Raw genomic sequence first — 25,272 nt, 5'->3', positions numbered from 1 at the left:
GGGCTTCTACGGGGGTAAGTGTCCGGATTGGTGGAGCAACGCGCGAATCGTTCCCCCATCCGGATATCGGTTCTGCCGCCTCCGTTATCCATACGCCATATCGATTCAACTCCTTTGTGTCTCAGCGCGGCTGGCCGTTCCTACTAATCTCGACGCGAGCAACACCTCTGCGCTGATAAGGAACCTGCCGACGATGAATCGCAAGACCTTGGTGCTGCCGGCGCTGGCCGGACTCCTGGCCCCCGTCCTCGCTGCCTGCGGCGGCAGCGGCGGCGCGGGCGACGGCGGCAATCCCATCGTCGTGGGAGTCGCCTCCCAGATCGAGGCGACCAAGGCAGCGCCCGCACCTCTCGACCCGGCACAGGCCTATGACGTCGACGCCTGGAACGTGCTGCGCAGCACCCTCCAGACCCTGATGCGCCTGCCCCGGACCGGCACCGCCCCGGTGCCCGAGGCGGCCGAGTCCTGCGGGTTCCGCGACACCCAGAACGAGCAGTACCGCTGCACCCTGCGCAGCGGCCTGAAGTTCTCCAACGGCCACGCCCTGACCGCGCAGGACGTGAAGTTCTCCATCGACCGGATGCGCGCCATCAACGACGGCAACGGCCCGGTGTCGCTGCTCAGCGGCATCGACAAGGTCGAGGCGCCCAGCGACTCGGAGGTGGTCTTCCACCTCAAGAAGCCGGACGCCACCTTCCCGCAGAAGCTCGCGACGCCGGCCGCCGCCATCGTCGACAGCGAGGTCTACCCCAAGGCCCGCCTCTACAACGGCTTCAACGTGGTCGGCTCCGGCCCCTACACCCTCAAGACCCAGCGCAAGAACGGCCGCGTCACCAAGGCGGTCTTCACCAAGAACCCCTCGTACAAGGGCGGCGAGAAGCCCAAGAGCGAGACCGTCGAGATGCGCTTCTTCGACGACTCCGCCGCCATGGAGAAGGCGCTGCGCTCGGGCGGCATCGACCTGATGAACCGCGGTCTGTCGCCCACCCAGGTCAGGGGCCTGGAGAACTCCCGCGACAACCACATCGTGCTGCAGGAGATGCCCGGCCAGGAGATCCGCTACCTCGCCTTCAACACGAAGGCCGCGGCGGTGTCCAACAAGGCCGTGCGGCAGGCGATGGCGCAGCTGGTCAACCGCTCCGAGCTGGTCCGGGACGTCTACTCCTACACCGGTGACCCGCTCTACTCGATCGTCCCCACCGGCCTCACCGGCCACATCAACTCCTTCTTCACCAAGTACGGGAACCCCAGCGTCGCCGCCGCCCGCAAGACCCTCCAGCAGGCGCACATCGACACCCCGGTGAAGCTCACGCTGACGTACACCACCCACCACTACGGCTCCAGCACCGTCAAGGAGTTCCGTACGCTCCAGCGCCAGCTCAACCAGAGCAAGCTCTTCGACGTCGACATCAAGGGCATCGACGGCTGGCAGCAGTTCCGCACGGACTCCACGGCCGGCAAGTACGCCGCCTACGGCATGGGCTGGTTCCCCGACTTCCCGGACGCGGACAACTACATCGCGCCGTTCGTCGGCAAGGGGAACTTCCTCAACTCCCCGTACCGCAGCTCCACGATCGAGTCCCAGGTCATCCCCCAGACCCGCCAGCAGACCGACCGCAACGCCGCCGCGGCCGGCTTCAAGCAGGCGCAGGACACGTTCGCCGACGACGTCCCGATCCTCCCGCTGTGGCAGGGCAAGCAGTACGTCGCCGCCCGCGACGACGTCACCGGCGTGGAATGGGCCCTCAACTCCTCCTCGTCGCTGCAGATGTGGGAGCTCGGCCGCGGCGTGGCCGACTGACCATGCGCAGCAGGCCGAGCGGGCAGAAATCCGCCGCGGTCCCCGCACCGCGGCCCGACAGGCACCACCCAGAACGTGAGGAACACTTAGTGAGGAAGCGTGACCCGCGGCTGGCTGCCCCGATCGGAGCGGGGCTGGCGACAGCTCTGCTCGCGCTCGCCGGGTGCGGCACGGACGACCCGGAAGCGGCCGGCACCGGCGAGCCCGTGGTCATGGGGATGACGAACACCACCATGGCCACCGACCCGGCAGCCGGTTACGACCCCGACTCCTGGCTGTTGTTCAACAACGTCTTCCAGTCGCTGCTGAGCTTCCCCAAGGGCGGCACCACCCCCGAGCCGGAGGCCGCCCAGCACTGCTCCTTCACCGACGGCCGGAGCACGACCTACCGGTGCACCCTCAAGGACGGTCTGAAGTTCAGCAACGGTGACGCGCTGACCTCCAAGGACGTCAAGTTCTCCTTCGACCGCACCCGGCGCATCAAGGACAAGGACGGCCCCGCCGTGATGTTCTCCGCGCTCGACAGGGTCGAGACACCGGACGCCAAGACCGTGGTCTTCCGGCTGAAGTCGCCCGACGCCACCTTCCCGATGAAGATCGCCTCGGGTGCCGGCTCGATCGTCGACCACGCCGACTACCCGGCCGACCGGCTGCGCAGCGACGGCAAGGCCACCGGGTCCGGCGTCTACACGCTCAAGGAGTACGGCCCCCACAAGGCCGTCTTCGCGGTCAACGGCTCCTACAAGGGCCCCGCGAAGGCCAAGAACTCCGGGATGACCGTGAAGTTCTTCAACGGCGCCGAGAAGCTCAAGACCGCCGTGGAGAAGGGCGACGTCGATCTGGCCTACCGCGGCCTGTCCATGAAGGACATCGCCGCGCTGGACGGCGCCTCCCTGCACCAGCAGCACGGCACCGAGGTCGTCGAGGGCGGCAGCGCCGAGGTGATGCACCTGGTCTTCAACCTCCACGACCCGGTCGCCGGCAAGCTCGGGGTCCGCAAGGCCATCGCCTACCTCCTGGACCGCTCCTCGCTGGTCCGGGACGTCTACCAGCACACCGCCGAGCCGCTGTACTCGGTCGTCCCGGCCGGCATCACGGGCCACAGCACCGCCTTCTTCGACACCTACGGCGACCAGCCCAAGCCCGACAAGGCCAAGGAAGCACTGCGCGCCGCCGGCTTCCGGGGCAAGGTGCCGCTCACCCTGTGGGCGACCCCCGACCGGTTCGGCCCCGGCACCGTCCCCGCCTTCCAGGAGATCGCCCAACAGCTCAACGCCAGCGGCCTGTTCGACGCCAAGGTGCGCAGCGTGCCCACCAAGGAGTACGAGCGGGGCGTGGAGGCCGGCCGGTTCGGCGTCTACGTCAAGGGCTGGATCCCCGACTATCCGGACCCGGACAACTTCACCCAGCCGTTCTTCGGCAAGGACAACGTCCTGTCCAACCACTACAGCTCGCCCACCATCACCGGCCGCCTGCTGCCCAAGACGGCCGACCAGCCGGACCGCGGCGCCACCAAGCCCGCCTTCCGGGAGCTGCAGAACATCATCGCCCAGGACGTGCCGGTCATACCGATATGGCAGGGCAAGCAGTACGCGGTCGCCCGCGACGGCGTCACAGGCCTGCAATGGACCCTGGACTCCTCGACCGTCTTCCGGTTCTGGGAGATCAGCAAGTCCGCCGGGGCCTGAGCGCTCCGCACACACGACGGCGGGGCCGGTCCGGGAACTCCCGGGCCGGCCCCGCTGCCGTAGTACCTCCGCCGGAGCGCGGCCGCTACTGCGCGCCGGGCCGCACCAGCCCGCTCTCGTACGCGTACACCGCCGCCTGCACCCGGTCGCGCAGCCCCAGCTTCGTCAGCACATGCCCCACATGCGTCTTGACGGTGGTCTCGCTCACGAACAGATCGGCCGCGATCTCCGCGTTCGACAGCCCGCGCGCCACCAGCTTCAGCACCTCCACCTCACGCTCGGTGAGGGTGTGCAGGGTGTCCGGCACGGACTCCTCGCCTGAGGGCAGATGGCCCGCGTACTTGTCCAGCAGCCGGCGCGTGATGCTCGGCGCGAGCATCGCCTCGCCCGCGGCCACCACCCGGATCGCCTGGACCAGCTCATCGGCCGGCGCGTCCTTGAGCAGAAAGCCGCTGGCGCCCGCGCGCAGCGCCTCGACGACGTACTCGTCCAGGTCGAACGTCGTGAGCACCAGTACCTTCGCCGGGCCGTCCTTCGCCGGGCCGGTGATCTGGCGGGTCGCCTCGACCCCGTCCATCCGGGGCATCCGGATGTCCATCAGGACCACGTCCGGCTGCAGCGCACGCACCTGCTCCAGCGCCTGGAGCCCGTCACCGGCCTCCCCGACCACCGCCAGGTCCTGCTCCGCCTCCAGAATCATCCGGAATCCCGTACGCAGCAGGGGCTGGTCGTCGACCAGCAGGACGCGGATGGCCACGAGCTCTCCTTCGTCAGGCCCCCTCCGGGCGCTCGCGAGCCGAGTCGCGAGCGCCCGGAGCGGTTCACTAGATCTGTTCCATTCTGCCCTGCGGCACCACCGCGCCGTCCGGCGGGCGCACCTCCAGGGGGTACACCGGGGGAGTGCCGCCGAATTCGGGGCAGTGCGCCTGGTGGTCGCACCAGCCGCACAGCTTGGTCGGCCGGGGCCGCCAGTCGCCCGTCGCCGTGGCCCGCTGGATCGCCTCCCACAGCGCCAGCAACTTCCGCTCCACGCCCCGCAGGTCGGCCTCGCCCGGGTCGTAGGTCACCACGTCGCCGCTGCCCAGATAGACCAGCTGGAGCCGGCGCGGCACCACCCCGCGCAGCCGCCACATCACCAGCGCGTAGAACTTCATCTGGAACAGCGCGCCCTCGGCGAACTGCGGCCGCGGCGCCTTGCCGGTCTTGTAGTCGACGATCCGCACCTCGCCGGTCGGCGCGACGTCCACCCGGTCGATGATCCCCCTCAGCCGCAGCCCCGACTCCAGCTCCGTCTCCACATACAGCTCACGGTCGGCCGGCTCCAGACGCGTCGGATCCTCCAGCGTGAACCACCGCTCCACCAGCGCCTCGGCCTCGGCCAGCCAGGTCGCCAGCCGCTCGGCCGCGGCCCCGTCCGGGGCGGCGGGCGCGGTGCCGTCCGCGGCGACCGAGCCGCCCGCGTCAACCGAGGCGGCATCCGAGGTGGCGTCCGCGAACAGTCCGGCCAGCTCCGGCCGCTTGGCGAGCAGCTTCTCCCACTCGCCGGGCACCATCGCCCGCGCCCCGGCCGCCGTACGCTCCGCCGCCGGGGCGTCGAAGAGCCGCTCCAGCACCGCGTGGACGACCGTGCCGCGCGTCGCCGCCGGGCTCGGCTTCTCCGGCAGCCGGTCGATCACCCGGAAGCGGTACAGCAGCGGGCACTGCATGAAATCGCCGGCCCGCGACGGCGACAGCGCCACCGGCGCCCGCGGCCCCTCCCCGCTCCCGGCCCCGGCGGCCTGCGCCCCCGGCCCGGCAGTCTCCTCCGCCGCCCCGGCAGCCCCGGCCCCCGCCCCGGCGGTGCCCGTCCCCGCCCCGGCGGTGTCCGTCCCCGGCCCGCCGGGCTCGCCCCGCGTGCCCGCCTCGGTCTGCTCCGCACTCCATCCCATGCCGCAAAACCCTACGGCCCGCCACTGACAGGCCGTGACGCCGCGGTAGCCGCACGGGCCCCGCAGCAGGTCGGGCCGGGGCACTCCGCATACCATCGACGCTGGACCCTTTCGCCCTGCATGATCGAGACACCAGGCCGGACAGGGCGAATGCCGTAGTCGATGAGGGGACGCCGTGGACCAGAGCGGGAAGTCGCAGGACCCCCAGGAGTCCGTGCGGCCTCAGCCGCCCGAACCGCCCGAGCAGCCTGACCCGCCCAAGGCACCCGCGCCGGGCAGGAAGGGCGGCGGAGGCGGCATCCTGATGGGCCGTCCCTTCGGCGTGCCGGTGTACGTGGCCCCCAGCTGGTTCCTCGTCGCCGCCCTGATCACCTGGGTCTTCGGCGGCCAGCTGGAGCGGGTGCTGCCCGAGCTCGGCGCCCTGCGCTACCTCGTCTCGCTCTTCTTCGCCGTCGCCTTCTACGCCTCGGTGCTGGTCCACGAGCTGGCGCACACCGTCGCCGCACTCCGCTTCAAGCTGCCCGTACGCCGCATCCAGCTCCAGTTCTTCGGCGGCGTCTCGGAGATCGAGAAGGAGACCGAGACGCCCGGCCGGGAGTTCGTCCTGGCCTTCGTCGGCCCGCTGCTCTCCCTCGTCCTCGCCGGCGTCTTCTACGCCGGGATGGCCCTGGTCGAACCGGACACGGTCCCCGGCGTGCTGCTCGCCGGCCTGATGCTCTCCAACCTCATCGTCGCGATCTTCAACCTGCTGCCCGGCCTCCCGCTGGACGGCGGCCGGATGCTGCGCGCCGTCGTCTGGAAGATCACCGGCCGCCCCATGAGCGGCACGGTCGCCGCCGCCTGGGTCGGCCGCGCGCTCGCCGTCACCGTCCTGATCGGCCTGCCGCTGCTCACCCACACCGGCGCCCTGGGCACCGCCCGCCCCGAGATCGGCGGCGCCGACTCGCTCACCGACGCCCTGCTCGCCGCGATCCTCGCCGCCATCATCTGGACAGGCGCCGGCAACAGCCTGCGCATGGCCCGGCTGCGCGAACGCCTCCCCGACCTCACCGCCCGCACCCTGACCCGCCGTGCCGTCCCCGTCGAGGCCGATACCCCGCTCTCCGAAGGACTCCGCCGGGCCAACGACTCCGGCGCCCGCGCCCTGGTCGTCGTCGACCGGCAGGGCCGGCCCACCGCCCTCGTCCGCGAGGCCGCCATCGTCGGCGTCCCCGACCACCGCCGCCCCTGGGTTGCCGTGGGCACCCTCGCCCAGGACCTCCGGGAGGGGATGCGGGTCTCCGCCGAACTCGCCGGCGAGGACCTCCTGGAGTACCTGCGCGCCACCCCCGCCACGGAGTACCTCGTCGTCGAGGAGACCGGCGAGATCTACGGGGTGCTGTCCACCGCCGACGTCGAGCGGGCCTTCGTCTCCGCCATGGCCCGCCGCCCCTGACCTCCCGCGCGCCCCGCCCGCCGTCCCCCGGGCCGTCCGGCGGCCGACCACTGGTCCGCGGCGCGCCCACGGGCCGGTAGGCTGGTCACATGTCCGAACCGACCGGTGCCGCCCGCCGTCGCGGGCCCTTCAAGGTCGGGGACCAGGTCCAGCTCACCGATCCCAAGGGACGCCACTACACCTTCACGCTCGAAGAGGGAAAAAGCTTCCACACCCACAAGGGAGCCTTCCCCCACGACGAGCTGATCGGTGCTCCCGAGGGCAGTGTTGTCCGTACCACCGGGAACGTCGCCTACCTCGCGCTGCGCCCGCTGCTCCCCGACTACGTCCTGTCCATGCCCCGCGGCGCCGCCGTGGTCTACCCCAAGGACGCGGGGCAGATCCTGGCGATGGCCGACATCTTCCCCGGCGCCCGCGTCGTCGAGGCGGGTGTGGGCTCCGGCTCGCTCAGCAGCTTCCTGCTGCGCGCCATCGGCGACGACGGCATGCTGCACTCCTACGAGCGCCGCGCCGACTTCGCCGAGATCGCCACCCAGAACGTCGAGCGCTACTTCGGCGGCCCGCACCCCGCGTGGACGCTGACCGTCGGTGACCTCCAGGACAACCTCGCCGACGCCGACGTCGACCGCGTCATCCTCGACATGCTCGCCCCCTGGGAGTGCCTGGAGGCCGTCTCCAAGGCCCTGGTCCCCGGCGGCATCCTCTGCGCCTACGTCGCCACGACCACGCAGCTGGCCCGCACCGTCGAGGCGATCCGCGAGCACGGCACCTTCAACGAGCCGTCGGCCTGGGAGACCATGGTCCGCACCTGGCACGTCGAGGGCCTCGCGGTCCGCCCCGACCACCGGATGATCGGCCACACCGGCTTCCTGCTCACCGCCCGCCGCCTCGCCGACGGCGTCGAGCCCCCGCTGCGCCGCCGCCGCCCCGCCAAGGGCGCCTACGGCGAGGACTACGCAGGACCGGGCAAGGACCGGGCGGCGGCCTCCGGCGACACCACCGCCGAGCGCGGCTGACCGACCCGCCGCACCCCGGCCGACCGCGCGGATCCGGCCATCGAATCTTCCGGCGCCGCCGACGAGTTCCCGTACGGGCACCCGCCGGCGGCGCCGTTGCGATTCCCCCCGGGATCCGCCCGGAAAACTCCGCCGGATCGGCACGGAAAACTCCCGTCCGGCCGGTTCCTTGGTGCCCCCTCCTGTGGAACGATGCTGCACACTCCCACCGCCACAGCACCTCACAGGAGTTACCCCGCGTGCAGCCCATGGCAGGCCAGGACCTCTTGCACACCCAGCCGCGCCCCATGCACTGGCTCGCCACCGCCACCGCCATTTCGGCGGTCGTCGCGGCCGCGTCCCTCCTCCAGCCCGCCGCCGCCACGGCCACCACCTCCCACGACGCCGCCGGCGGCCGGCCCCCCGCGGCGGCCCCCGATCCGGCCAGAGCCAGCTTTCCGGTCGACTGCGGACCCAACCGCCTCGACGTGGTGAAGAAGGCCTCCGCCGACCTCGACGGCGACGGGACGACCGAGACGGTCGCCGCCGTCCGCTGCCACAGCGGCACCGGCACCCCGCCCACCGGCGTCTACGTCCTGGCCGGGCCGGAAAAGGCCGGCGCGGCGCCCCGGGTCGTGGCGACCCTGGTCGCCCCCGCCCGGCAGCTCACCGTCCAAACCCTCACGGTCAGGGATGGCGCGATCTCGGCGGCGTTCCTGGGCTACTCCACCCTCGACGTGCCCCGCTGCTGCCCGGACGTGCACAAGGGGCTCAAGTGGCAATGGAAGGGCGGGAAGTTCGTTCAGAGCGATCTCCCCGCGGCCCTGGGCACCGCGCGTGCGTGATCTGTCACATGATGTGGCCGGCGGACGCGTTCCGCGCCCCGCCGGCTACTCCGCGTCCGGGCCGTAGACCTCGACGCGGTCGGTGACCCGGCGGACGTGGATGCAGTCCCCGGGGCACTCCTTCGCCGAGTCCCGCACGTCGGCGAGCAGTTTCAGCGGGACGGGCGTGGTCGCCCCCTCGTCCTGGAGCAGCTCGTCGTCGGGGCTCTTCACATAGGCCAGCCCGTCGATGTCGAGCTCGAAGACCTCCGGCGCGTACTGCGCACAGATGCCGTCCCCGGTGCACAGATCCTGATCGATCCATACTTCCAGCTCTGGGGCTTCGTCCTGCGCGCTCATCTCGCCTGCCGTCCTGCCTACGTGAACCGTTTTTGCCTAAGTGGCGCCAGCCCTGACGGGTGTTGACCGAGTCGACGATACAACCGCTCGCTTTCCGATGTTGTTGGGTGGGTATTCCCTTGGCGTGAGGACGTGCGCAAGGGTGAAGATCGGACACGCCCCGACAGTCTTTTCGATCTAGGGGTTTCAACCTGCACCGGCCCAGGTAGGGTCAGGAAGCGTCCAGCTCCTTGGAGGAGGTGAGGACCGTGGCAGCCCACGACGACGACATCAACCGCGGCATCCGGCCGGGGCGGGGGTCTGAAGATCCCGCCGGCCAGGTTGCCTATCTCGAGCAGGAGATCGCCGTCCTGCGACGCAAGCTCGCCGACTCTCCGCGGCACACGAGGATTCTCGAAGAGCGGATCGTCGAGTTGCAGACCAACCTGGCCGGCGTCTCGGCACAGAACGAGCGTCTCGCCAATACTCTCCGCGAGGCGCGCGACCAGATCGTCGCGCTCAAGGAGGAGGTCGACCGGCTCGCACAGCCGCCGGCCGGCTTCGGTGTCTTCCTGCAGACGAACGAGGACGACACGGTCGACATTTTCACCGGAGGCAGAAAACTCCGGGTCAATGTCAGCCCGAGTGTGGAGACCGAGGACCTCCGGCGCGGCCAGGAGGTCATGCTCAACGAAGCGCTCAACGTGGTCGAGGCCATGGAGTTCGAGAGCGCCGGCGACATCGTCACCCTCAAGGAGATCCTCGAGGACGGCGAGCGGGCCCTGGTGATCGGCCACACCGACGAGGAGCGGGTGGTCAGGCTCGCCGAGCCGCTGCTGGACATCACCATCCGCCCCGGCGACGCCCTGCTGCTGGAGCCCCGCTCCGGCTACGTCTACGAGGTCATCCCGAAGAGCGAGGTCGAGGAGCTCGTCCTCGAAGAGGTCCCGGACATCGACTACACCAAGATCGGTGGTCTGGGCGGCCAGATCGAGCTGATCCGGGACGCGGTCGAGCTTCCGTACCTCTACCCCGACCTCTTCAAGGAGCACGAACTCCGCCCGCCCAAGGGCGTCTTGCTCTACGGCCCGCCCGGCTGCGGCAAGACCCTCATCGCCAAGGCGGTCGCCAACTCCCTTGCCAAGAAGGTCGCCGAGGTGACCGGGCAGCCCGCGGGGAAGAGCTTCTTCCTCAACATCAAGGGCCCCGAGCTGCTCAACAAGTACGTCGGCGAGACGGAGCGGCACATCCGGCTGGTCTTCCAGCGCGCCAGGGAGAAGGCGAGCGAGGGCACCCCCGTCATCGTCTTCTTCGACGAGATGGACTCCCTCTTCCGCACCCGTGGATCCGGTGTCAGCTCGGACGTGGAGAACACCATCGTCCCGCAGCTGCTCTCCGAGATCGACGGCGTCGAGGGCCTGGAAAACGTGATCGTGATCGGTGCCTCGAACCGCGAGGACATGATCGACCCGGCCATCCTGCGCCCCGGCCGTCTCGACGTGAAGATCAAGATCGAGCGTCCGGACGCGGAGGCCGCCAAGGACATCTTCTCGAAGTACCTCACGGAAAGGCTGCCGCTGCACTCCGACGATCTCGCCGAACACGGCGAATCGCGGAAGGCCGCGGTGAGCGGGATGATCCAGTCCGTGGTCGAGCAGATGTACGCGGAATCCGAGGAGAATCGCTTCCTGGAGGTCACCTACGCCAATGGTGACAAGGAAGTCCTCTATTTCAAGGACTTCAACTCCGGTGCGATGATCGAAAACATCGTGGGACGCGCGAAGAAGATGGCCATCAAGGCCTTCCTCGAACACAATCAGAAGGGCCTTCGGGTCTCCCATCTCCTCCAGGCCTGCGTGGACGAGTTCAAGGAGAACGAGGACCTGCCCAACACCACCAACCCGGACGACTGGGCCCGGATCTCCGGAAAGAAGGGCGAGCGGATCGTATACATCCGCACGCTGGTCACCGGAAAGCAGGGCGCGGACACCGGCCGCTCCATCGACACGGTGGCGAATACCGGCCAATACCTGTAACACCGCTCTCCGGCTGCGGATGTCCTGCACGGGGCGTCCGCAGCCGGACGCATTTCCGGGAGCACCGGAACCGCTCCCCAAATGAGCGCGATGGATCAGGGAAAACCGGACTGGAGCAATGACTGTAATGATCTCCCCAGCGCCGCTAAGGCGTTCTAGGCTCTTCGGTACTACCGCTACGTCACGCTGTGCGGGCGTGGGGCACGCACAGGGACCGGAGGCACCGCGGTACGTGAGCGCCGTCCCCATCCAGGGGCGCCGCCGGGCTAGGAGGGCCGCATGACCGTACGGCGAGTAATGGGAATCGAGACGGAGTACGGGATCTCCGTCCCCGGCCACCCGAACGCCAATGCCATGCTCACCTCATCCCAGGTCGTCAACGCCTACGCGGCCGCGATGCACCGGGCACGCCGTGCCCGCTGGGACTTCGAGGAGGAGAACCCGCTGCGGGACGCCCGCGGCTTCGACCTCGCACGGGAGAACGCCGACTCCAGCCAGCTCACCGACGAGGACATCGGCCTGGCCAATGTGATCCTCACCAACGGTGCCCGGCTCTACGTCGACCACGCCCACCCGGAGTACAGCGCCCCGGAGGTCACCAATCCGCGGGACGCCGTGCTGTGGGACAAGGCCGGCGAGCGGATCATGGCCGAGGCCGCCGAACGGGCCGGCCAGGTCCCCGGCGCCCAGCCCATCCACCTCTACAAGAACAACACCGACAACAAGGGCGCCTCCTACGGCACCCATGAGAACTACCTGATGAAGCGGGAGACCCCGTTCTCGGACATCGTGCGGCACCTGACGCCGTTCTTCGTGTCCCGTCAGGTGATCACCGGCGCCGGCCGGGTCGGCATCGGCCAGGACGGCCACGAGCACGGCTTCCAGCTCAGCCAGCGCGCCGACTACTTCGAGGTGGAGGTCGGTCTCGAGACGACCCTCAAGCGGCCCATCATCAACACCCGTGACGAGCCGCACGCGGACGCGGAGAAGTACCGCCGGCTCCACGTGATCATCGGGGACGCGAACCTCTCCGAGATCTCGACGTATCTGAAGCTGGGCACCACCTCACTGGTGCTGTCCATGATCGAGGACGGTTTCATCGCCGTCGACCTGGCCGTCGACCAGCCCGTCCGCACCCTGCACCAGGTCTCGCACGATCCCGGTCTGCAACATCTGATCACGCTCCGCAGCGGCCGCACTCTCACGGGCGTACAGCTCCAGATGGAGTACTTCGAACTGGCCCGCAAATATGTCGAGGACCGTTACGGAGCGGATGCGGACGAGCAGACCAAGGACGTCCTGACCAGGTGGGAGGACGTGCTCGGCCGGCTGGAGAACGACCCGATGAGCCTGTCGGGCGAGCTGGACTGGGTCGCCAAGCGCGAGCTGATGGAGGGCTACCGCCGCCGCGACGGCCTGGACTGGGACGCCGCCCGCCTGCACCTCATCGACCTGCAGTACGCCGACGTACGGCCGGACAAGGGCCTGTACAACCGTCTGGCGGCCCGCGGCAAGATGAAGCGGCTGCTGGACGAGCCCACGGTCGAGCGGGCCGAGCAGAAGCCTCCAGAGGACACCAGGGCGTATTTCCGCGGCCGCTGCCTGGAGCAGTACGCGGACGACGTCGCGGCCGCCTCCTGGGATTCGGTCATCTTCGACCTGCCCGGTCGTGACTCTCTGCAACGGGTTCCCACGCTGGAGCCGCTGCGGGGGACCCGTAAGCACGTCAAGGAGCTCCTGGACCGCTGCCGCACCGCAGAAGAGCTGGTGAGGACGCTTTCCGGCCGCTGAACCACGGCAGGGGCACGACAAAATTCCCGACGATCCGCAGCCGATCCGGGGCTGAAATCGCCGCGGTGCGGGAATCATCGAGGTGACTCCCGGGCGTTGCAGCAAGTGCAGGGCCGATGTCGGACCCTGCTTGTAGGGTCGGATCTTGAAGGTCACATCGAGCGGGGCGAACCGAGCGGGGTGAGGGACATGGCGACCAAGGACAGCGGCGGCGGACAGGCCAAGGCCACGCGTTCCACCGAAGAGGTCGAGGAGCAGACCGAGGACGCGCAGGCCACGGACGACCTCAAGGAACGCCAGGAGAAGTTGTCGGACGACGTGGATTCCGTCCTGGACGAGATCGACGACGTACTTGAGGAAAACGCAGAGGATTTCGTGCGGAGTTTCGTGCAAAAAGGCGGACAGTAGGGTATATGTCCGACTCGGTCGGCAAGGGATGCACCGGGTGCAAACGCCGTTTACCGCTGCCCTCGTTCGCTGCGGACAAGAACCGGCGTGATGGACTCCAGGTGCGGTGTCGGGAGTGCGTGGCGGAGTACGGAGCCACGTACTACCGGCGCCGCCGCAAGGCTCTGGGGAAGACCGTGCGGGAGAGGGTGGATGTCCCGCACGGACACAAGCTGTGCCGCACCTGCGGGGAAATCAAGCCACACGGTGAATGGCACCGTAATGCGACCGCCTCCGACGGCCTTTCGACACGCTGCAAGGCGTGCCGGGCCGTCCAAAGCCGAGCAAGCCACCTCAAGCGTCACTACGGCCTCACCGTGGCCGAGCGGGACACGATGCTCAAGGAGCAGTTCGGTATCTGCCCGATCTGTCTAGAGCCAGGTCCCAAGCATGTGGATCACGACCACGATACGGGTAAGGTCCGAGGCGTACTGTGCTTCAACTGCAACTCGGCACTCGGCAAGTTGAGGGATGACCCCGACGCCATGCGCAGGGCCATCGCATATCTGGAAGGAAACGTGTGGAAGCCAATACTCGAAGCACCGGGCGTCTACCAGCTGCCTTCCTGACGCCTGGATCCTCGTCCTTCATGGATTTCCTCGGTGAACACTCACCTGCTCTGCTGCCGGGCAGCCGCCCGTTGCCGCCGGTGCAGGGTGCCATCGAGGCGCCGCACGGCACGACGATCGTGGCCGCGGCGTTCCCGGGGGGCGTGGTGCTCGCCGGCGACCGGCGGGCGACGATGGGCAATGTCATCGCGCAGCGGGACATCGAGAAGGTATTCCCGGCCGACGAGTATTCGGCGGTCGGTATCGCGGGCACGGCGGGCCTCGCGGTGGAGATGGTCAAGCTCTTCCAGCTGGAGCTGGAGCACTTCGAGAAGGTCGAGGGCGCCCAACTCTCCCTGGAGGGCAAGGCGAACCGCCTGTCGACGATGATCCGCAGCAACCTCGGCATGGCCATGCAGGGCCTGGCCGTGGTGCCGTTGTTCGCCGGCTACGACCTCGACCGCGAGAAGGGCCGTATCTTCTCGTACGACGTGACCGGCGGGCGCTCGGAGGAGCACGGTTTCGCGGCGACGGGTTCCGGCTCGGTGTTCGCGCGCAGTGCCCTCAAGAAGCTGTTCAAGGAAGACTTCACGGAGGATCAGGCGGCCACGGCCGTCGTCCAGGCGCTCTACGACGCCGCGGACGACGACTCGGCGACGGGCGGACCCGATATGGCGCGGCGGATCTACCCCATCGTCACGGTGATCACCGAGGACGGCTTCCGTCGGCTGGCCGAGACGGAGGTCTCGGAGATCGCCCGTGCCGTCTACGAGCGCCGCCTGGAACAGCCCGACGGCCCGCGCGCGGCGCTGCTCTGACGGGACGGATGGTCCGCTATGCATTCGCCAGTGAGAGAGCTTTTGACAGGAAGGGACGGATAGCCGGTGTCGACGCCGTTCTATGTCTCACCCCAGCAGGCCATGGCCGACCGCGCCGAGTACGCCCGCAAGGGCATCGCGCGCGGGCGCAGCGTCGTGGTGCTGCAGTACACCGACGGCGTGGTCTTCGTCGCCGAGAATCCCTCCCGCGCCCTGCACAAGGTCAGCGAGATCTATGACCGCATCGCCTTCGCGGCGGTCGGCAAGTACAACGAGTTCGAGAATCTGCGGATCGGCGGCGTGCGCTACGCGGATCTGCGCGGCTACACGTACGACCGTGAGGACGTGACCGCGCGGGGCCTGGCGAACGTCTACGCCCAGACGCTCGGCACGATCTTCTCCAGCGCCGCCGAGAAGCCGTACGAGGTCGAGCTGATCGTGGCCGAGGTGGGCAGCGCCCCCGAGGACGACCAGATCTACCGGCTGCCGCACGACGGCTCGATCGTGGACGAGCACGGTTCGGTGGCGGTGGGCGGCAACGCCGACCAGATCAGCAGCTATCTCGACCAGCGCCACCGCGACGGCATGACGCTGGCCGAGGCGCTCAAGCTGGCGGTGGATTCGCTGTCGCGGGACACCAACGGCGGTGAGCGCACCCTGACCGCCGAGCAGCTGGAGGTCGCGACGCTGGACCGCACGCGGCCCCAGCAGCGCAAGTTCAAGCGGATCCTGGGCCGGCAGCTCTCCCGGCTGCTGGACGAGCCCGCCACCGGGGACGCCGGCACTGCCGGGGACGCGGCCGGCGCGGAGTCGGACGCGGGTGCCGGTGCCGGGGAGTCCGGGGCGTCCGGCAAGGGCGCCAAGGGCGGGAAGGCGGGCGGCAAGGACGACTCCGAGGGGGAGTCCGGCCCGCTGCTCTGAGACACGGTTTCCGGACCGGTATCCGGATCGCGCGCCCCGGTGGGTCATCGCCCGCCGGGGCGCGCGGCGTTGCCGGGGGCGTCCGCGGGCGGGGCGGTGGAGCCGCGGGTGACCAGTTCCACCGGCAGGGCGGGGGCCGGGGCAGGGTGGCCGTCGAGCACCGCCATCAGGGCCCGCATGCCGGCCTGGCCGAACTCCTCGGCGGGCAGCCGCACGGTCGTCAGCTCCGGTTCGACGGCGACCGCCAGGGCCAGATCGTCGAATCCGGTCACGGAGACGTCCTCGGGGATCCGCAGCCCGAGCCGGCGCACCGCCTTGCAGGCGCCCGCGGCGATGATGTCGTCGTCGCAGAGCAGGGCCGTGGGGCGGGGCCCGGGGCCGGTCAGTGCGGCGTGTGCGGCCCGCAGTCCGGCGTCGATGTCCAGGGCGGCCGGCTCGCGCCGCAGCCGTGCCCCGGGGACACCGTGGAGGGCGTCGGCGAGGGCACGGGAGCGGACCTCGAACGTCCAGGAGCGCACCTCGGCCGCGAGATGGGTGATGCGGCGGTGCCCGAGGGCGACCAGATGGGTGGTCAGCTGCCGTACGCCGTCGGCGATGTCGAGGTTGACGGTGGCGGTGGCCCGGTGGTCGCCGGGGTCGCTGTCCAGCATGACCAGCGGCAGGCCGGCGTCGCGGAGGGTGGTGAGGGCGTCCGCGGCCATGGACGAGGCGATCACGCCGTCGAGGGTGGCCGCGGCGGAGTCGAAGGGGTCGCGGGCCGGGCCGATGCCCTCGGGGGAGGGGTAGAGGACGACACCGAAGCCGTGCGCGGCGGCCACCCGGGCCGCGCCGGTGTAGACGCGGGCGAAGAACTCGGTGGTCAGGGCGGGGACGACGAGGAGCACGGTGCGGGTACGGCCCATGCGCAGGCTGCGGGCGGCGAGATTGGGGCGGTAGCCCAGCGCGCGGGCGGCGTCGCGGACGGCCTCGGCCTTGCCGGGGGAGACCCTGCCGTGCCACTTGTCGCCCAGCACCAGCGAGACCGCGGCCTGGGAGACGCCGGCGAGGCGGGCGACGTCCCGGCTGGTGGTGCGGGCGGCGGCCCGGCCGCCGGGGTGCGCGGCGCCGGCCGCTCCGGTGACGGGCGCCCCCTCTGCCCGAGCGGATCCGGGAGGGTGGGGAACGGCGCTCGCACCGGGCGGTGTGGGGGCCTCGTCGCTGGTCACCGGCTGTTTCGCTCCTTGTGTGCGGCGGCCCGGGTGGACCCCGGAGTGCCGTCATGATACGTATAACCCCGGAAGTTATACGTATCACGTCCGGCCGGGCCGGACCGAGAGGGGCGGGGATGGCCGCGGGATATGCGGAGCTGCTCAGAACCCGGCACGCGGCCCGGCTCCTGGCGGGGACGCTGGCCGGGCGGCTGCCGAACGCCACCGCGGCGCTGGCGGTGGTCCTCTTCGTACGGGCCGAGGGCGGCAGCTACGCCCTGGCCGGCGCGCTCTCCGCGGTCTACGGCCTGTGCAACGCCGTCGGCCAGCCGCTGCTCGGCCGGGCGGTGGACCTCTGGGGCCAGCCGCGGGTGATGCTGCCCGCCTCGGTCGTCTCGGCGCTCGGCGCGGCGCTGCTCACGGCCGTCGGCCTGGACGTGCTCTGGCCGGCCTACGCCGCCATGGTGATCGCCGGTTTCTTCACCCCGCCCCTGGAGGGCGGTCTGCGGGCGCTGTGGCCCGGTGTGCTGCGGCGCGCGGACCGGGTGCACGCCGCCTACGCGCTGGACGCGGTCGCGCAGGAAGTCATGTTCGCGGTGGGCCCGTTGCTGGTGACGCTGTGCGTGGCGGTCTGGTCGGAGAGCGCCGCGCTGCTGGTGATCAACCTGATCGGGGTGCTCGGCGCGCTCTCCGTCGTGGTCTCGGAGCCGTCGCGGCAGTGGCGCAGCGGCCCGCGTGAGGCGCACTGGCTGGGGGCGCTGCGCTCCAAGGGGCTGCTGGTGCTGATCGGGGCGTTCTTCTTCGTGGGGCTGGCGCTGGGGTCGATCGCGGTCGCGGCGGTGGCGTACGCCGATGAGCACGGCGGCGGCATGGTCTCCAGCTGGCTGCTCTCCGCGCTGGGCGCCGGTGCGCTGGTCGGCGGAGTGGTCTACGGCGCCCGCGAGTGGCCCGGGCGGCCGGAGGGGCGGCTGCGGCTGCTGATCGGCATGCTGGCGCTGGGCTATCTGCCGCTGGTGCTGGTGCCGGATGTCGTCGGGATGACGCTGCTGACCGGGGTCGCCGGGGTGTTCCTGGCACCGGCGCTGGCCTGCGCGTTCGTGGTCGTGGACCGGCATGCGCCCAAGGGGACCGTGACGGAGGCGTTTTCGTGGCTGGTGACGACGTTCGGGGTCGGCTCGGCGATGGGAGCCTCCTTGGTGGGGCCGGCGGTCGAGCGCGGTGGCGCGGTGGCGGGATTCGCGGTCGCCGCGGCCGGCGGACTCGCCGCGGTAGTGGTCCTTTTGTCGACGAAGCGATTCCTCGGGGATCCCGTCCAGCCCACAGCTGATACGCACACGACGGAAAATGATCGAAACGGGGCGGCCGAACCCGGTTTCAGAGCAGGCCGTCAGGCGTAATGTTCAGTCATGGACCGCCGCATTTTCGGGCTGGAGAACGAGTACGGCGTCACGTGCACGTTCAGGGGACAGCGCCGACTGTCGCCTGACGAAGTGGCGCGCTACCTCTTCCGCCGTGTCGTGTCATGGGGCCGCAGCAGCAATGTCTTCCTGCGGAACGGCGCCCGCCTGTACCTGGACGTGGGTTCGCACCCGGAATACGCAACTCCCGAGTGCGACAACGTGACCGAGCTGGTCACGCACGACAAGGCCGGCGAGCGCATTCTCGAAGGCCTGCTCGTCGACGCCGAGCGCCGCCTGCACGAGGAGGGAATCGCGGGCGACGTCTACCTCTTCAAGAACAACACCGATTCGGCGGGTAACTCCTACGGCTGTCACGAGAATTATCTCGTCGCCCGTCATGGTGAGTTCTCCCGGCTCGCGGACATCCTCATCCCGTTCCTGGTCACCCGTCAGCTGCTGTGCGGCGCGGGCAAGGTGCTGCAGACCCCCAGGGGCGCCGTCTACTGCGTCAGCCAGCGCGCGGAGCACATCTGGGAGGGCGTCTCCTCGGCGACGACGCGGTCCCGGCCGATCATCAACACCCGCGACGAGCCGCACGCCGACGCCGAGCGCTACCGGCGCCTGCACGTCATCGTCGGCGACTCCAACATGTCCGAGACGACCATGATGCTGAAGGTCGGTGCCACCGATCTCGTGCTGCGCATGATCGAGGCGGGCACGGTGATGCGCGATCTGACGCTGGAGAACCCCATCCGGGCCATCCGTGAGGTCAGTCACGACATCACCGGGCAGCGCAAGGTGCGGCTGGCCAGCGGGCGCGAGGCCTCCGCGCTGGAGGTCCAGCAGGAGTACTACGACAAGGCCGTGGACTTCGTCGACCGCCGCGGCATCCGCACGGGCATCGTCGAGCAGGTGCTGGAGCTGTGGGGCCGGACGCTGGAGGCGATCCGGGACCAGGAGCTGGACCGCATCTCCACCGAGATCGACTGGGTGATGAAACATCAGCTCATCGAGCGGTACCGGACAAAGAACAACATCACCATGTCCCACCCACGGGTGGCGCAGATAGACCTCGCGTACCACGACATCCACCGCCGCCGGGGGCTCTACTACCTCCTGGAGCGGAAGGGGCAGGCCGCGCGGATCTGCAACGACCTGAAGATCTTCGAGGGCAAGTCGGTGCCCCCGCAGACCACCCGCGCGCGGCTGCGCGGCGACTTCATCCGCCGTGCCCAGGAGCAACGCCGTGATTTCACGGTCGACTGGGTGCATCTCAAGCTCAATGACCAGGCGCAGCGCACGGTCCTGTGCAAGGACCCCTTCCGGTCCGTGGACGACCGGGTGGAGAAGCTGATCGCCGGTATGTGACCCGCGGGGAATGCGGAGGTGTGCCGGGAGCCCTCGCGGCTCCCGGCACATCGCTTTGTTGTGCCGGGAGGCGCCCGGCGGCACAGGTCGTAGAGTGGCGGGCATTGCCCATTTCCCCACGAGCCCGAGTTGGACTGATGAACCTCACGAAGAACACCTGCCGCGCCGCCGCGGCGGCGCTGACCGTGCCCGTCCTGCTGTTCACCGCCGCCTGCGGGAACGACGACGGCAAGGGCTCGGCGGGCGACGCGGTCGTCAAGGTCGATGGCAAGGCAGGGGCGAAGCCCAAGATCACGGTGCCCAAGGGCGCCAAGCCGGCCGACAAGGTCGTCACCAAGACCCTCAGCGAGGGCAAGGGTGCCACCGTCAACAAGGGTGACCTGGTCCGCCTGGACTACTCGGGACAGTCGATGAAGGGCCAGAACCTCGGCAGCAGCTGGACGCCGCAGCCGGGCGCCAAGCCCGGTGGCCCGCGTCCCCAGATCGTCGCCGAGGCCAGCGACCAGGCCCAGCAGCAGCAGCTGCCGCCGAAGGTGCTGGCCGCGGTCGCCGGGCAGAAGGTCGGCAGCCGCGTCGAGGTCGAGGGCACTGCCAAGGCGCTGATCGGCGCGGGCCTGAACCCGAAGATCGGCATCAAGCCGACCGACGGCCTGGTGTGGGTCCTCGATGTCGTCGGGGCCAAGAAGGTCGACAAGAAGGCGAAGGCGGAGGGCAAGCAGGCGGCTCCGGAGAGCGGGATGCCCGAGGTGTCGGCCGAGGGCGCGAAGGCCGCGAAGATCACCGTGCCCAAGGGGGAGAAGGCGCCCAAGGACCTCAAGCAGCAGGTCCTGATCAAGGGCAAGGGCCCCGAGGTCAAGGCCGGCCAGGGCCTGATCGCGCAGTACACCGGCGTGAAGTGGGAGGACGGCAAGAAGTTCGACTCCTCCTGGGACCACGGTGGCGCGACCGCGTTCCAGATCGGCGCCGGCCAGGTCGTCCCGGGCTGGGACAAGGCGCTGGTGGGCAAGCACGTCGGTGACCGGGTCGAGATCGTGATCCCGCCGAAGCTGGCCTACGGCGGCAACCCGCAGAGCGGGCTGGACAAGAACACCCTGGTCTTCTCGGTCGACATCGTCGGCACGGTCTGACAGCGGCACCGGCAAGATCTGCAAGACTGGCCCGGTAATCGTAAAGATTCGTAAGTAGGAGCACATCCGTGAGCATCGACAAGCCCGAGATCGACTTTCCTGAGGGCCCGGCTCCCACCGAGCTCGAGATCGTGGACCTGACGGAGGGCGACGGGCCGGTCGCCAAGGCCGGGGACACCGTCTCCGTCCACTACGTCGGCGTGTCCTTCAGCACCGGCGAGGAGTTCGACGCGAGCTGGAACCGCGGCAAGCCGCTGCAGTTCCAGCTGGGCGCCGGCCAGGTCATCGCCGGCTGGGACCAGGGCGTGCAGGGCATGAAGGTCGGCGGCCGCCGCCGGCTCACCATCCCCGCGCACCTCGCCTACGGCGACCGCGGCGCCGGCGGCGGGCGGATCGCCCCGGGCGAGACGCTGATCTTCGTCTGCGACCTGGTCTCGGTCTGAGACCACGCCGGCCGCCCCTCGGGGCCACGGCTGACGCACCCCAGGGCCCGTGCCGCCATGGCACGGGCCCTCGGCTTTTGCCCTGACCACCCCGAGCGGTACGGTCAACGATCGGGAGTTCAACGAGAAAGGGCGTCGATGGCCATTGCCAAGGCCGAGCGGCTGATGAACCTGGCGCTGTGCCTGCTGGGGACGCGACGCCCGCTGACCAAGCGTGAGCTGAGGTCGTCCATCGAGGCCTATATCGAGGCCGGCAACGACGACTCGTTCAACCGCATGTTCGAGCGGGACAAGGATGATCTGCGGGAGCTCGGACTGGTCATCGAGACCGTCGAGGGCATCGACGGCGACATCGGCTACCTCGCCCGGCGCGACAGCAACCGCCTGCCCCCGATCACGCTGGACGCCGAGGAGGCCGCCGCCCTCGGGCTCGCCGCGAAGATCTGGCAGCAGGCCCGGCTGGCCGGCGCCGCCTCCGGCGCGCTGCAGAAGCTGCGCGCGGCCGGGATGCCGCTGGCCGGCGAGGGCGCGGACCTCGACGCCGGGCAGCCGCACAGCGCGCTGGAGCCGCGGATCCCCGCCCACGAGGCCGCGTTCGAGCCGCTGATGCTGGCCTGCCGCGACCGCCGGCCGGTCGTCTTCGACTACCGCAAGTCCACCGCGGCCCACCCCGAGCAGCGGCAGGTCGAACCCTGGATCCTGGAGTGCTGGCGGGGCCACTGGTACGTCGCCGGCTGGGACCGCGAGCGCGCGGCGGAGCGGGTCTTCCGGCTCTCCCGCATCACCGGCAAGGTCCGCTCCCGGCAAGGGAAGTTCACCGCTCCGGTGCCCGACCACGTCACGGTCCGCGAGACCGTCGAGAGCTGGGCCGGGGAGACCGCCACCGGCACCGCCCGCATCAAGCTCCGTGCCGAGCACGGCTATCCGCTGCGCGCCCGGGCGCGCACCGTCCGCGCGCTGGGCGACGGCTGGGACGAGCTGGAGATCCCCAACGGCCACGGACTCGACGCCTGGCTCGTGGAGTTCGGGCCCGACGTGGTCGTACTGGAACCCGCGGAACTGCGCGCCGAGGTCATCGACCGGCTGCGCGCCGTGGCCAAGGGCTGAGAGGGATACGAGACCCATGGCGACGAACGCGATCGACCAGACCCGCCGGATGCTGTCCCTGGTGACCTATCTGCGCGAGCGCCCCGGTGCCCGCGTCGGGGACGTCGCCCGTGCCTTCGGCATCACCGAGGACGAGCTGATCGCCGACCTCGACGTCCTGCCGATGTGCGGGACGAGCTTCCGCGGCGGCGACCTCCTGGACATCGACACCGACGGCGACCGCATCTGGTGGCACAACCCCGACGACGTCGCCGAGCCGCTGCGGCTGGCCGCCGACGAGGCGACCGCGCTGCTGGTCGCGGCCCGCGCGGTGGCCACCCTGCCCGGGCTGCGCGAGGGCGACCGCCAGGCGCTGCTGCGCGCCACCGCCAAGCTGGAGGCGGCGGCCGGCGAGGCGGCCGGCGCCAGCTCCCGGCTCTCGGTGACCTTCGAGTCCGAGGGCGGGGTCTTCGCCGACGTCGACCGCGCCATCGCCGAGCGGCGCCGGCTGTGGCTGCGCTACTACTCACCGGCGCGCGACGAGCTGACCGAGCGCGAGGTCGACCCGATCCGGCTGTTCGCCGTCGGCCACACCTATATGGAGGCGTGGTGCCGGCTCTCGGAGGCCCGCCGCACCTTCCGGCTCGACCGGGTCGCCGAGATCAAGCTGCTGGACGCGGCGGCCGACCCGCCCCCGGTCGAGCTGCGCGATCTGTCGGAGGGCCTGGTGCAGCCCGCGGCCGAGGACCCCGAGGTCTGCATCGAGGTCGGGCCCGGCGGCCGCTGGGTCGCCGAGTACTACCCGCACGACAGCGCCGAGGAGCTTCCCGACGGCGGTCTGCGGATCACCCTGCGCACCCCCGACCCGGCCTCGCTGCGGCGGCTGGCGCTGCGGCTGGGCCGGGACGGCCGGATCGTGGCGCCGCAGGCCCTGGCGGACAGCGCACGGCAGGCCGCCGACCAGGCACTCGCGGCATACGGCGAGTGAGCCCCGCACCGCCGGGGGACGAAGCAGGAGGCAGCGAGGGATGACGACGACCAAGACGGCCGCCGGACTGGTGGGCCTGGCCGGCCCGGTGTTCTTCAAGGCCGCCTGCCCGGACTGCCGGGGCCGCTTCGAGCTGGCCTCCGACGCCTTCCGGCTGGCGATCGGCGCCAGCAGCCGCACCACCTTCTACTCCTTCACCTGCCCCGACTGCCGGCACGCGGTGCGCAAGCCGGCCGGTGAGCGGATCATCGAGCTGCTCACCGGCGGCGGGGTCCGCACGCTGCGGCTGCACACGGGCTGACGGGTAGGCTCGCCGCATGCTCTGGCCCATGATCGCAATCGCCCTCGGCTTCGCCGGGATCGCCGTGCTCGGCGTCCTGGCCGTCCGCGTCTTCGCGGAGGTGCGGCGGCTGGCCCGGCAGGTCGGGGCGTCCTCCGAGCGGATCCAGCGGGCCGCCGAGGACCTGGAGCGGGCGGCGACCCCGCTCGCCTCCCGGGCGCCCGGCACCGGCCGGGACTGACCGCGGGACGCGGGGACGTCGCCGGGGGCGGCGGCGCTCTGCTGCCCCGGCGGCCGGAGGGGTACGCTGATTCGCGGTGCGTACAGAGCGGCGGTCGAGGCAATCGGGACGACGCACGGGCATTGCCCGGCGTTCACCACCGAACGTTACGATCGAGTGAGCACCAGGACGCCAGTCCGACCCTATCGGCAGGCACCACAGCAGACGCCGCCCCGGCGAGAAGGTAGTCGCACATGCTCAGCAACCTGAGGCCCTCCGAGATCATTCTGATCCTCGTCGTTATTGTGCTGCTGTTCGGCGCGAAGAAGCTTCCGGACATGGCGCGTTCGCTCGGCAAGTCGGCCCGCATCCTCAAGAGCGAGGCCAAGGCCATGAAGAAGGAGGGCGAGACCGAGGGCGGTGCCGGTGCCGGCTCGTCCGAGGCCTCCGACGGTGCCCAGCAGGCCCCTCGCACGATCCAGGCGGCTCCCGGTGATGTGAACAGCTCGCGCCCCGTGGCCGAGCCGCAGCACACCACCAAGCAGAGCTGACCCGAACCGATCCCGTCGGCCGGTCCGGCCGGCAAGGGCTGATGCACGAGACGAGGACGTGGGTTGCCCAAGTCTGCCCGCAAGCAGGAGAAGGACCCCGAGGGGCGGATGCCCCTCGCCGCGCATCTGCGTGAGCTGCGCAACCGGCTGCTGAAGTCGGTGCTCGCCGTCTGCGTGATCACCGCGGTGGCGATGTGGCAGTACGACGCGATCGCCCACTTCATCACGGGGCCGGTGATCGACGCGGTCGGCTGCCCCCGGGGCACCGCGACCACCGGGCCGCGCAGCCACCCCTGCGCGGAGGTCACCGCCAACGGTCTGCTGGCGCCCTTCACCATCCTGCTCAAGCTGTCCCTCACGGTGGGCGTCGTCGGCGCCAGCCCGATCTGGCTCTACCAGCTCTGGGCCTTCCTCGCGCCGGGTCTGCACCGGCACGAGAAGAAGTACGCGCTGAGCTTCGTCGCCGCCGGCGTCCCGCTCTTCCTCGGCGGCGCCTACCTCGCCTACGCGGTGCTGCCGACCACCGCGGGCGCCCTGGTCGGCCTGACCCCCGACGACTGGGCCAACCTCTTCCCGGCCGACGAGTTCTTCGACATCGTCACGCGCATGGTCGTGGTCTTCGGCCTCGCCTTCGAACTCCCGCTGCTCCTGGTGCTGCTCAACTTCGGCGGTGTGGTCACCGGCCGCCGGATCATGAGCTGGTGGCGGTTCATGGTGCTGGGCATCACGATCTTCTCGGCCATCGCCACCCCGACCGGTGACCCGCTGACCATGAGTCTGCTGGCCGCGCCGATCGTGGTGCTGTACTTCGGCGCCGCCGGCATCTGCCTGTTCAACGACCGCCGCCGCAAGCTGGGCAACCCGGACGCCGGACTGGACGACGACGAGGCCTCGGAGCTGGATCTGACGCCGTCCGCGCTCGGGGAGGCCGAGCCGGTCGCCTCCGGGCGGATGCTGCCCGAACAGGCCGCCGGCGACCGCGCCGACGACGGGCCGCGGCGCCCCGGCGGCTACGACGACGTGACCTGACCCGGGGCGAACGGCCATGATC

At 70.3% G+C, this 25,272-nt stretch carries 25 protein-coding genes; 21 read left to right on the top strand and 4 right to left on the bottom strand.

Annotation, left to right across the window (positions count from 1 at the left end; translation table 11 throughout):
* Positions 1-193: 193 nt before the first annotated feature.
* Both IEY78_RS23655 and IEY78_RS23650 read left to right on the top strand, forming a co-directional pair.
* A complete protein-coding gene (locus IEY78_RS23655; RefSeq protein WP_189101414.1) occupies positions 194-1,801 on the top strand; it encodes an ABC transporter substrate-binding protein in 1,608 nt (535 codons plus the stop codon).
* A gap of 89 nt (positions 1,802-1,890) precedes the next feature.
* Positions 1,891-3,489 (top strand): ABC transporter substrate-binding protein, encoded by a 1,599-nt coding sequence (locus tag IEY78_RS23650; protein WP_189101413.1) that lies wholly within the window; start codon positions 1,891-1,893, stop codon positions 3,487-3,489.
* 85 nt (positions 3,490-3,574) lie between these two features.
* On the opposite strand, the gene IEY78_RS23645 is transcribed toward IEY78_RS23650, so the two are convergent.
* Positions 3,575-4,246, bottom strand: a complete 672-nt coding sequence (locus tag IEY78_RS23645) for a response regulator (RefSeq protein ID WP_189101412.1) — start codon at positions 4,244-4,246, stop codon at positions 3,575-3,577.
* A gap of 67 nt (positions 4,247-4,313) precedes the next feature.
* Entirely contained in the window at positions 4,314-5,417 is a 1,104-nt protein-coding gene (locus tag IEY78_RS23640) for a RecB family exonuclease (RefSeq protein WP_189101411.1), read from the bottom strand.
* 175 nt (positions 5,418-5,592) lie between these two features.
* On the opposite strand from IEY78_RS23640, the gene IEY78_RS23635 reads away from it, so the two are divergent.
* The 3 genes from IEY78_RS23635 to IEY78_RS23625 all read left to right on the top strand — a co-directional run bounded on the left by IEY78_RS23635 (position 5,593) and on the right by IEY78_RS23625 (position 8,692).
* Positions 5,593-6,852, top strand: coding sequence for a site-2 protease family protein (locus IEY78_RS23635; RefSeq protein ID WP_189101409.1), 1,260 nt, complete (start codon positions 5,593-5,595; stop codon positions 6,850-6,852).
* Positions 6,853-6,941: 89 nt separating this feature from the next.
* A complete protein-coding gene (locus IEY78_RS23630; RefSeq protein ID WP_189101408.1) occupies positions 6,942-7,868 on the top strand; it encodes a tRNA (adenine-N1)-methyltransferase in 927 nt (308 codons plus the stop codon).
* A gap of 248 nt (positions 7,869-8,116) precedes the next feature.
* Positions 8,117-8,692 carry a hypothetical protein gene (locus tag IEY78_RS23625; RefSeq protein WP_189101506.1) on the top strand — a complete coding sequence of 192 codons (576 nt, stop codon included), beginning with the start codon at positions 8,117-8,119 and terminating at the stop codon, positions 8,690-8,692.
* A gap of 45 nt (positions 8,693-8,737) precedes the next feature.
* On the opposite strand, the gene IEY78_RS23620 is transcribed toward IEY78_RS23625, so the two are convergent.
* Positions 8,738-9,031 carry a ferredoxin gene (locus IEY78_RS23620; protein WP_189101406.1) on the bottom strand — a complete coding sequence of 98 codons (294 nt, stop codon included), beginning with the start codon at positions 9,029-9,031 and terminating at the stop codon, positions 8,738-8,740.
* Between the two features lie 248 nt (positions 9,032-9,279).
* On the opposite strand from IEY78_RS23620, the gene arc reads away from it, so the two are divergent.
* The 6 genes from arc (at position 9,280) to prcA (ending at position 15,571) form a co-directional block, all read left to right on the top strand.
* Entirely contained in the window at positions 9,280-11,046 is a 1,767-nt protein-coding gene (arc, locus tag IEY78_RS23615; RefSeq protein WP_189101405.1) for a proteasome ATPase, read from the top strand.
* 279 nt (positions 11,047-11,325) lie between these two features.
* The gene (dop, locus tag IEY78_RS23610; RefSeq protein WP_352231928.1) at positions 11,326-12,837 is read left to right on the top strand and encodes a depupylase/deamidase Dop; all 1,512 of its coding nucleotides are present in this window, start codon (positions 11,326-11,328) and stop codon (positions 12,835-12,837) included.
* A 189-nt stretch (positions 12,838-13,026) separates the two neighbouring features.
* Positions 13,027-13,245 (top strand): ubiquitin-like protein Pup, encoded by a 219-nt coding sequence (locus IEY78_RS23605; RefSeq protein ID WP_189101404.1) that lies wholly within the window; start codon positions 13,027-13,029, stop codon positions 13,243-13,245.
* Positions 13,246-13,250: 5 nt separating this feature from the next.
* Complete coding sequence (locus IEY78_RS23600) at positions 13,251-13,853, top strand: endonuclease VII domain-containing protein (protein ID WP_189101403.1); 603 nt, start codon at positions 13,251-13,253, stop codon at positions 13,851-13,853.
* Positions 13,805-14,650 carry a proteasome subunit beta gene (gene prcB, locus IEY78_RS23595; RefSeq protein WP_189101402.1) on the top strand — a complete coding sequence of 282 codons (846 nt, stop codon included), beginning with the start codon at positions 13,805-13,807 and terminating at the stop codon, positions 14,648-14,650. The genes IEY78_RS23600 and prcB overlap by 49 nt, the downstream gene beginning before the upstream one ends.
* Before the next feature lie 66 nt (positions 14,651-14,716).
* Entirely contained in the window at positions 14,717-15,571 is an 855-nt protein-coding gene (gene prcA, locus IEY78_RS23590) for a proteasome subunit alpha (protein ID WP_189101401.1), read from the top strand.
* A gap of 44 nt (positions 15,572-15,615) precedes the next feature.
* Here prcA and IEY78_RS23585 read toward each other — a convergent pair whose 3' ends face one another.
* Entirely contained in the window at positions 15,616-16,776 is a 1,161-nt protein-coding gene (locus IEY78_RS23585) for a LacI family DNA-binding transcriptional regulator (protein WP_189101400.1), read from the bottom strand.
* Between the two features lie 119 nt (positions 16,777-16,895).
* On the opposite strand from IEY78_RS23585, the gene IEY78_RS23580 reads away from it, so the two are divergent.
* From IEY78_RS23580 to tatC, 10 genes are all read left to right on the top strand, one after another.
* Positions 16,896-18,155, top strand: a complete 1,260-nt coding sequence (locus IEY78_RS23580) for an MFS transporter (protein ID WP_189101399.1) — start codon at positions 16,896-16,898, stop codon at positions 18,153-18,155.
* A 9-nt stretch (positions 18,156-18,164) separates the two neighbouring features.
* Positions 18,165-19,526 carry a Pup--protein ligase gene (gene pafA / locus IEY78_RS23575; RefSeq protein ID WP_189101397.1) on the top strand — a complete coding sequence of 454 codons (1,362 nt, stop codon included), beginning with the start codon at positions 18,165-18,167 and terminating at the stop codon, positions 19,524-19,526.
* A gap of 137 nt (positions 19,527-19,663) precedes the next feature.
* Entirely contained in the window at positions 19,664-20,653 is a 990-nt protein-coding gene (locus IEY78_RS23570) for an FKBP-type peptidyl-prolyl cis-trans isomerase (RefSeq protein ID WP_189101395.1), read from the top strand.
* A gap of 68 nt (positions 20,654-20,721) precedes the next feature.
* Positions 20,722-21,096, top strand: a complete 375-nt coding sequence (locus tag IEY78_RS23565; RefSeq protein ID WP_018087767.1) for an FKBP-type peptidyl-prolyl cis-trans isomerase — start codon at positions 20,722-20,724, stop codon at positions 21,094-21,096.
* A 138-nt stretch (positions 21,097-21,234) separates the two neighbouring features.
* On the top strand, positions 21,235-22,203 hold the full coding sequence (locus IEY78_RS23560; protein WP_189101393.1) for a helix-turn-helix transcriptional regulator: 969 nt from the start codon (positions 21,235-21,237) through the stop codon (positions 22,201-22,203).
* 16 nt (positions 22,204-22,219) lie between these two features.
* Positions 22,220-23,170: a helix-turn-helix transcriptional regulator gene (locus IEY78_RS23555; protein ID WP_189101391.1), complete on the top strand. Its 951-nt coding sequence runs from the start codon at positions 22,220-22,222 to the stop codon at positions 23,168-23,170.
* 40 nt (positions 23,171-23,210) lie between these two features.
* A complete protein-coding gene (locus IEY78_RS23550) occupies positions 23,211-23,471 on the top strand; it encodes a hypothetical protein (protein ID WP_189101389.1) in 261 nt (86 codons plus the stop codon).
* 16 nt (positions 23,472-23,487) lie between these two features.
* Positions 23,488-23,691: a hypothetical protein gene (locus IEY78_RS23545; protein WP_189101387.1), complete on the top strand. Its 204-nt coding sequence runs from the start codon at positions 23,488-23,490 to the stop codon at positions 23,689-23,691.
* Between the two features lie 233 nt (positions 23,692-23,924).
* The gene (tatA, locus tag IEY78_RS23540) at positions 23,925-24,221 is read left to right on the top strand and encodes a Sec-independent protein translocase subunit TatA (RefSeq protein WP_189101385.1); all 297 of its coding nucleotides are present in this window, start codon (positions 23,925-23,927) and stop codon (positions 24,219-24,221) included.
* Positions 24,222-24,284: 63 nt separating this feature from the next.
* Positions 24,285-25,250 carry a twin-arginine translocase subunit TatC gene (gene tatC / locus IEY78_RS23535; RefSeq protein WP_229700134.1) on the top strand — a complete coding sequence of 322 codons (966 nt, stop codon included), beginning with the start codon at positions 24,285-24,287 and terminating at the stop codon, positions 25,248-25,250.
* Positions 25,251-25,272: the final 22 nt, after the last annotated feature.

This window comes from Streptomyces kronopolitis (assembly GCF_014646275.1).
Classification (GTDB): Bacteria; Actinomycetota; Actinomycetes; order Streptomycetales; family Streptomycetaceae; genus Streptomyces; species Streptomyces kronopolitis.
The sequence above is the reverse complement of the archived record's forward strand: the minus strand, read 5'-3'. Positions and strand labels throughout refer to the sequence as shown.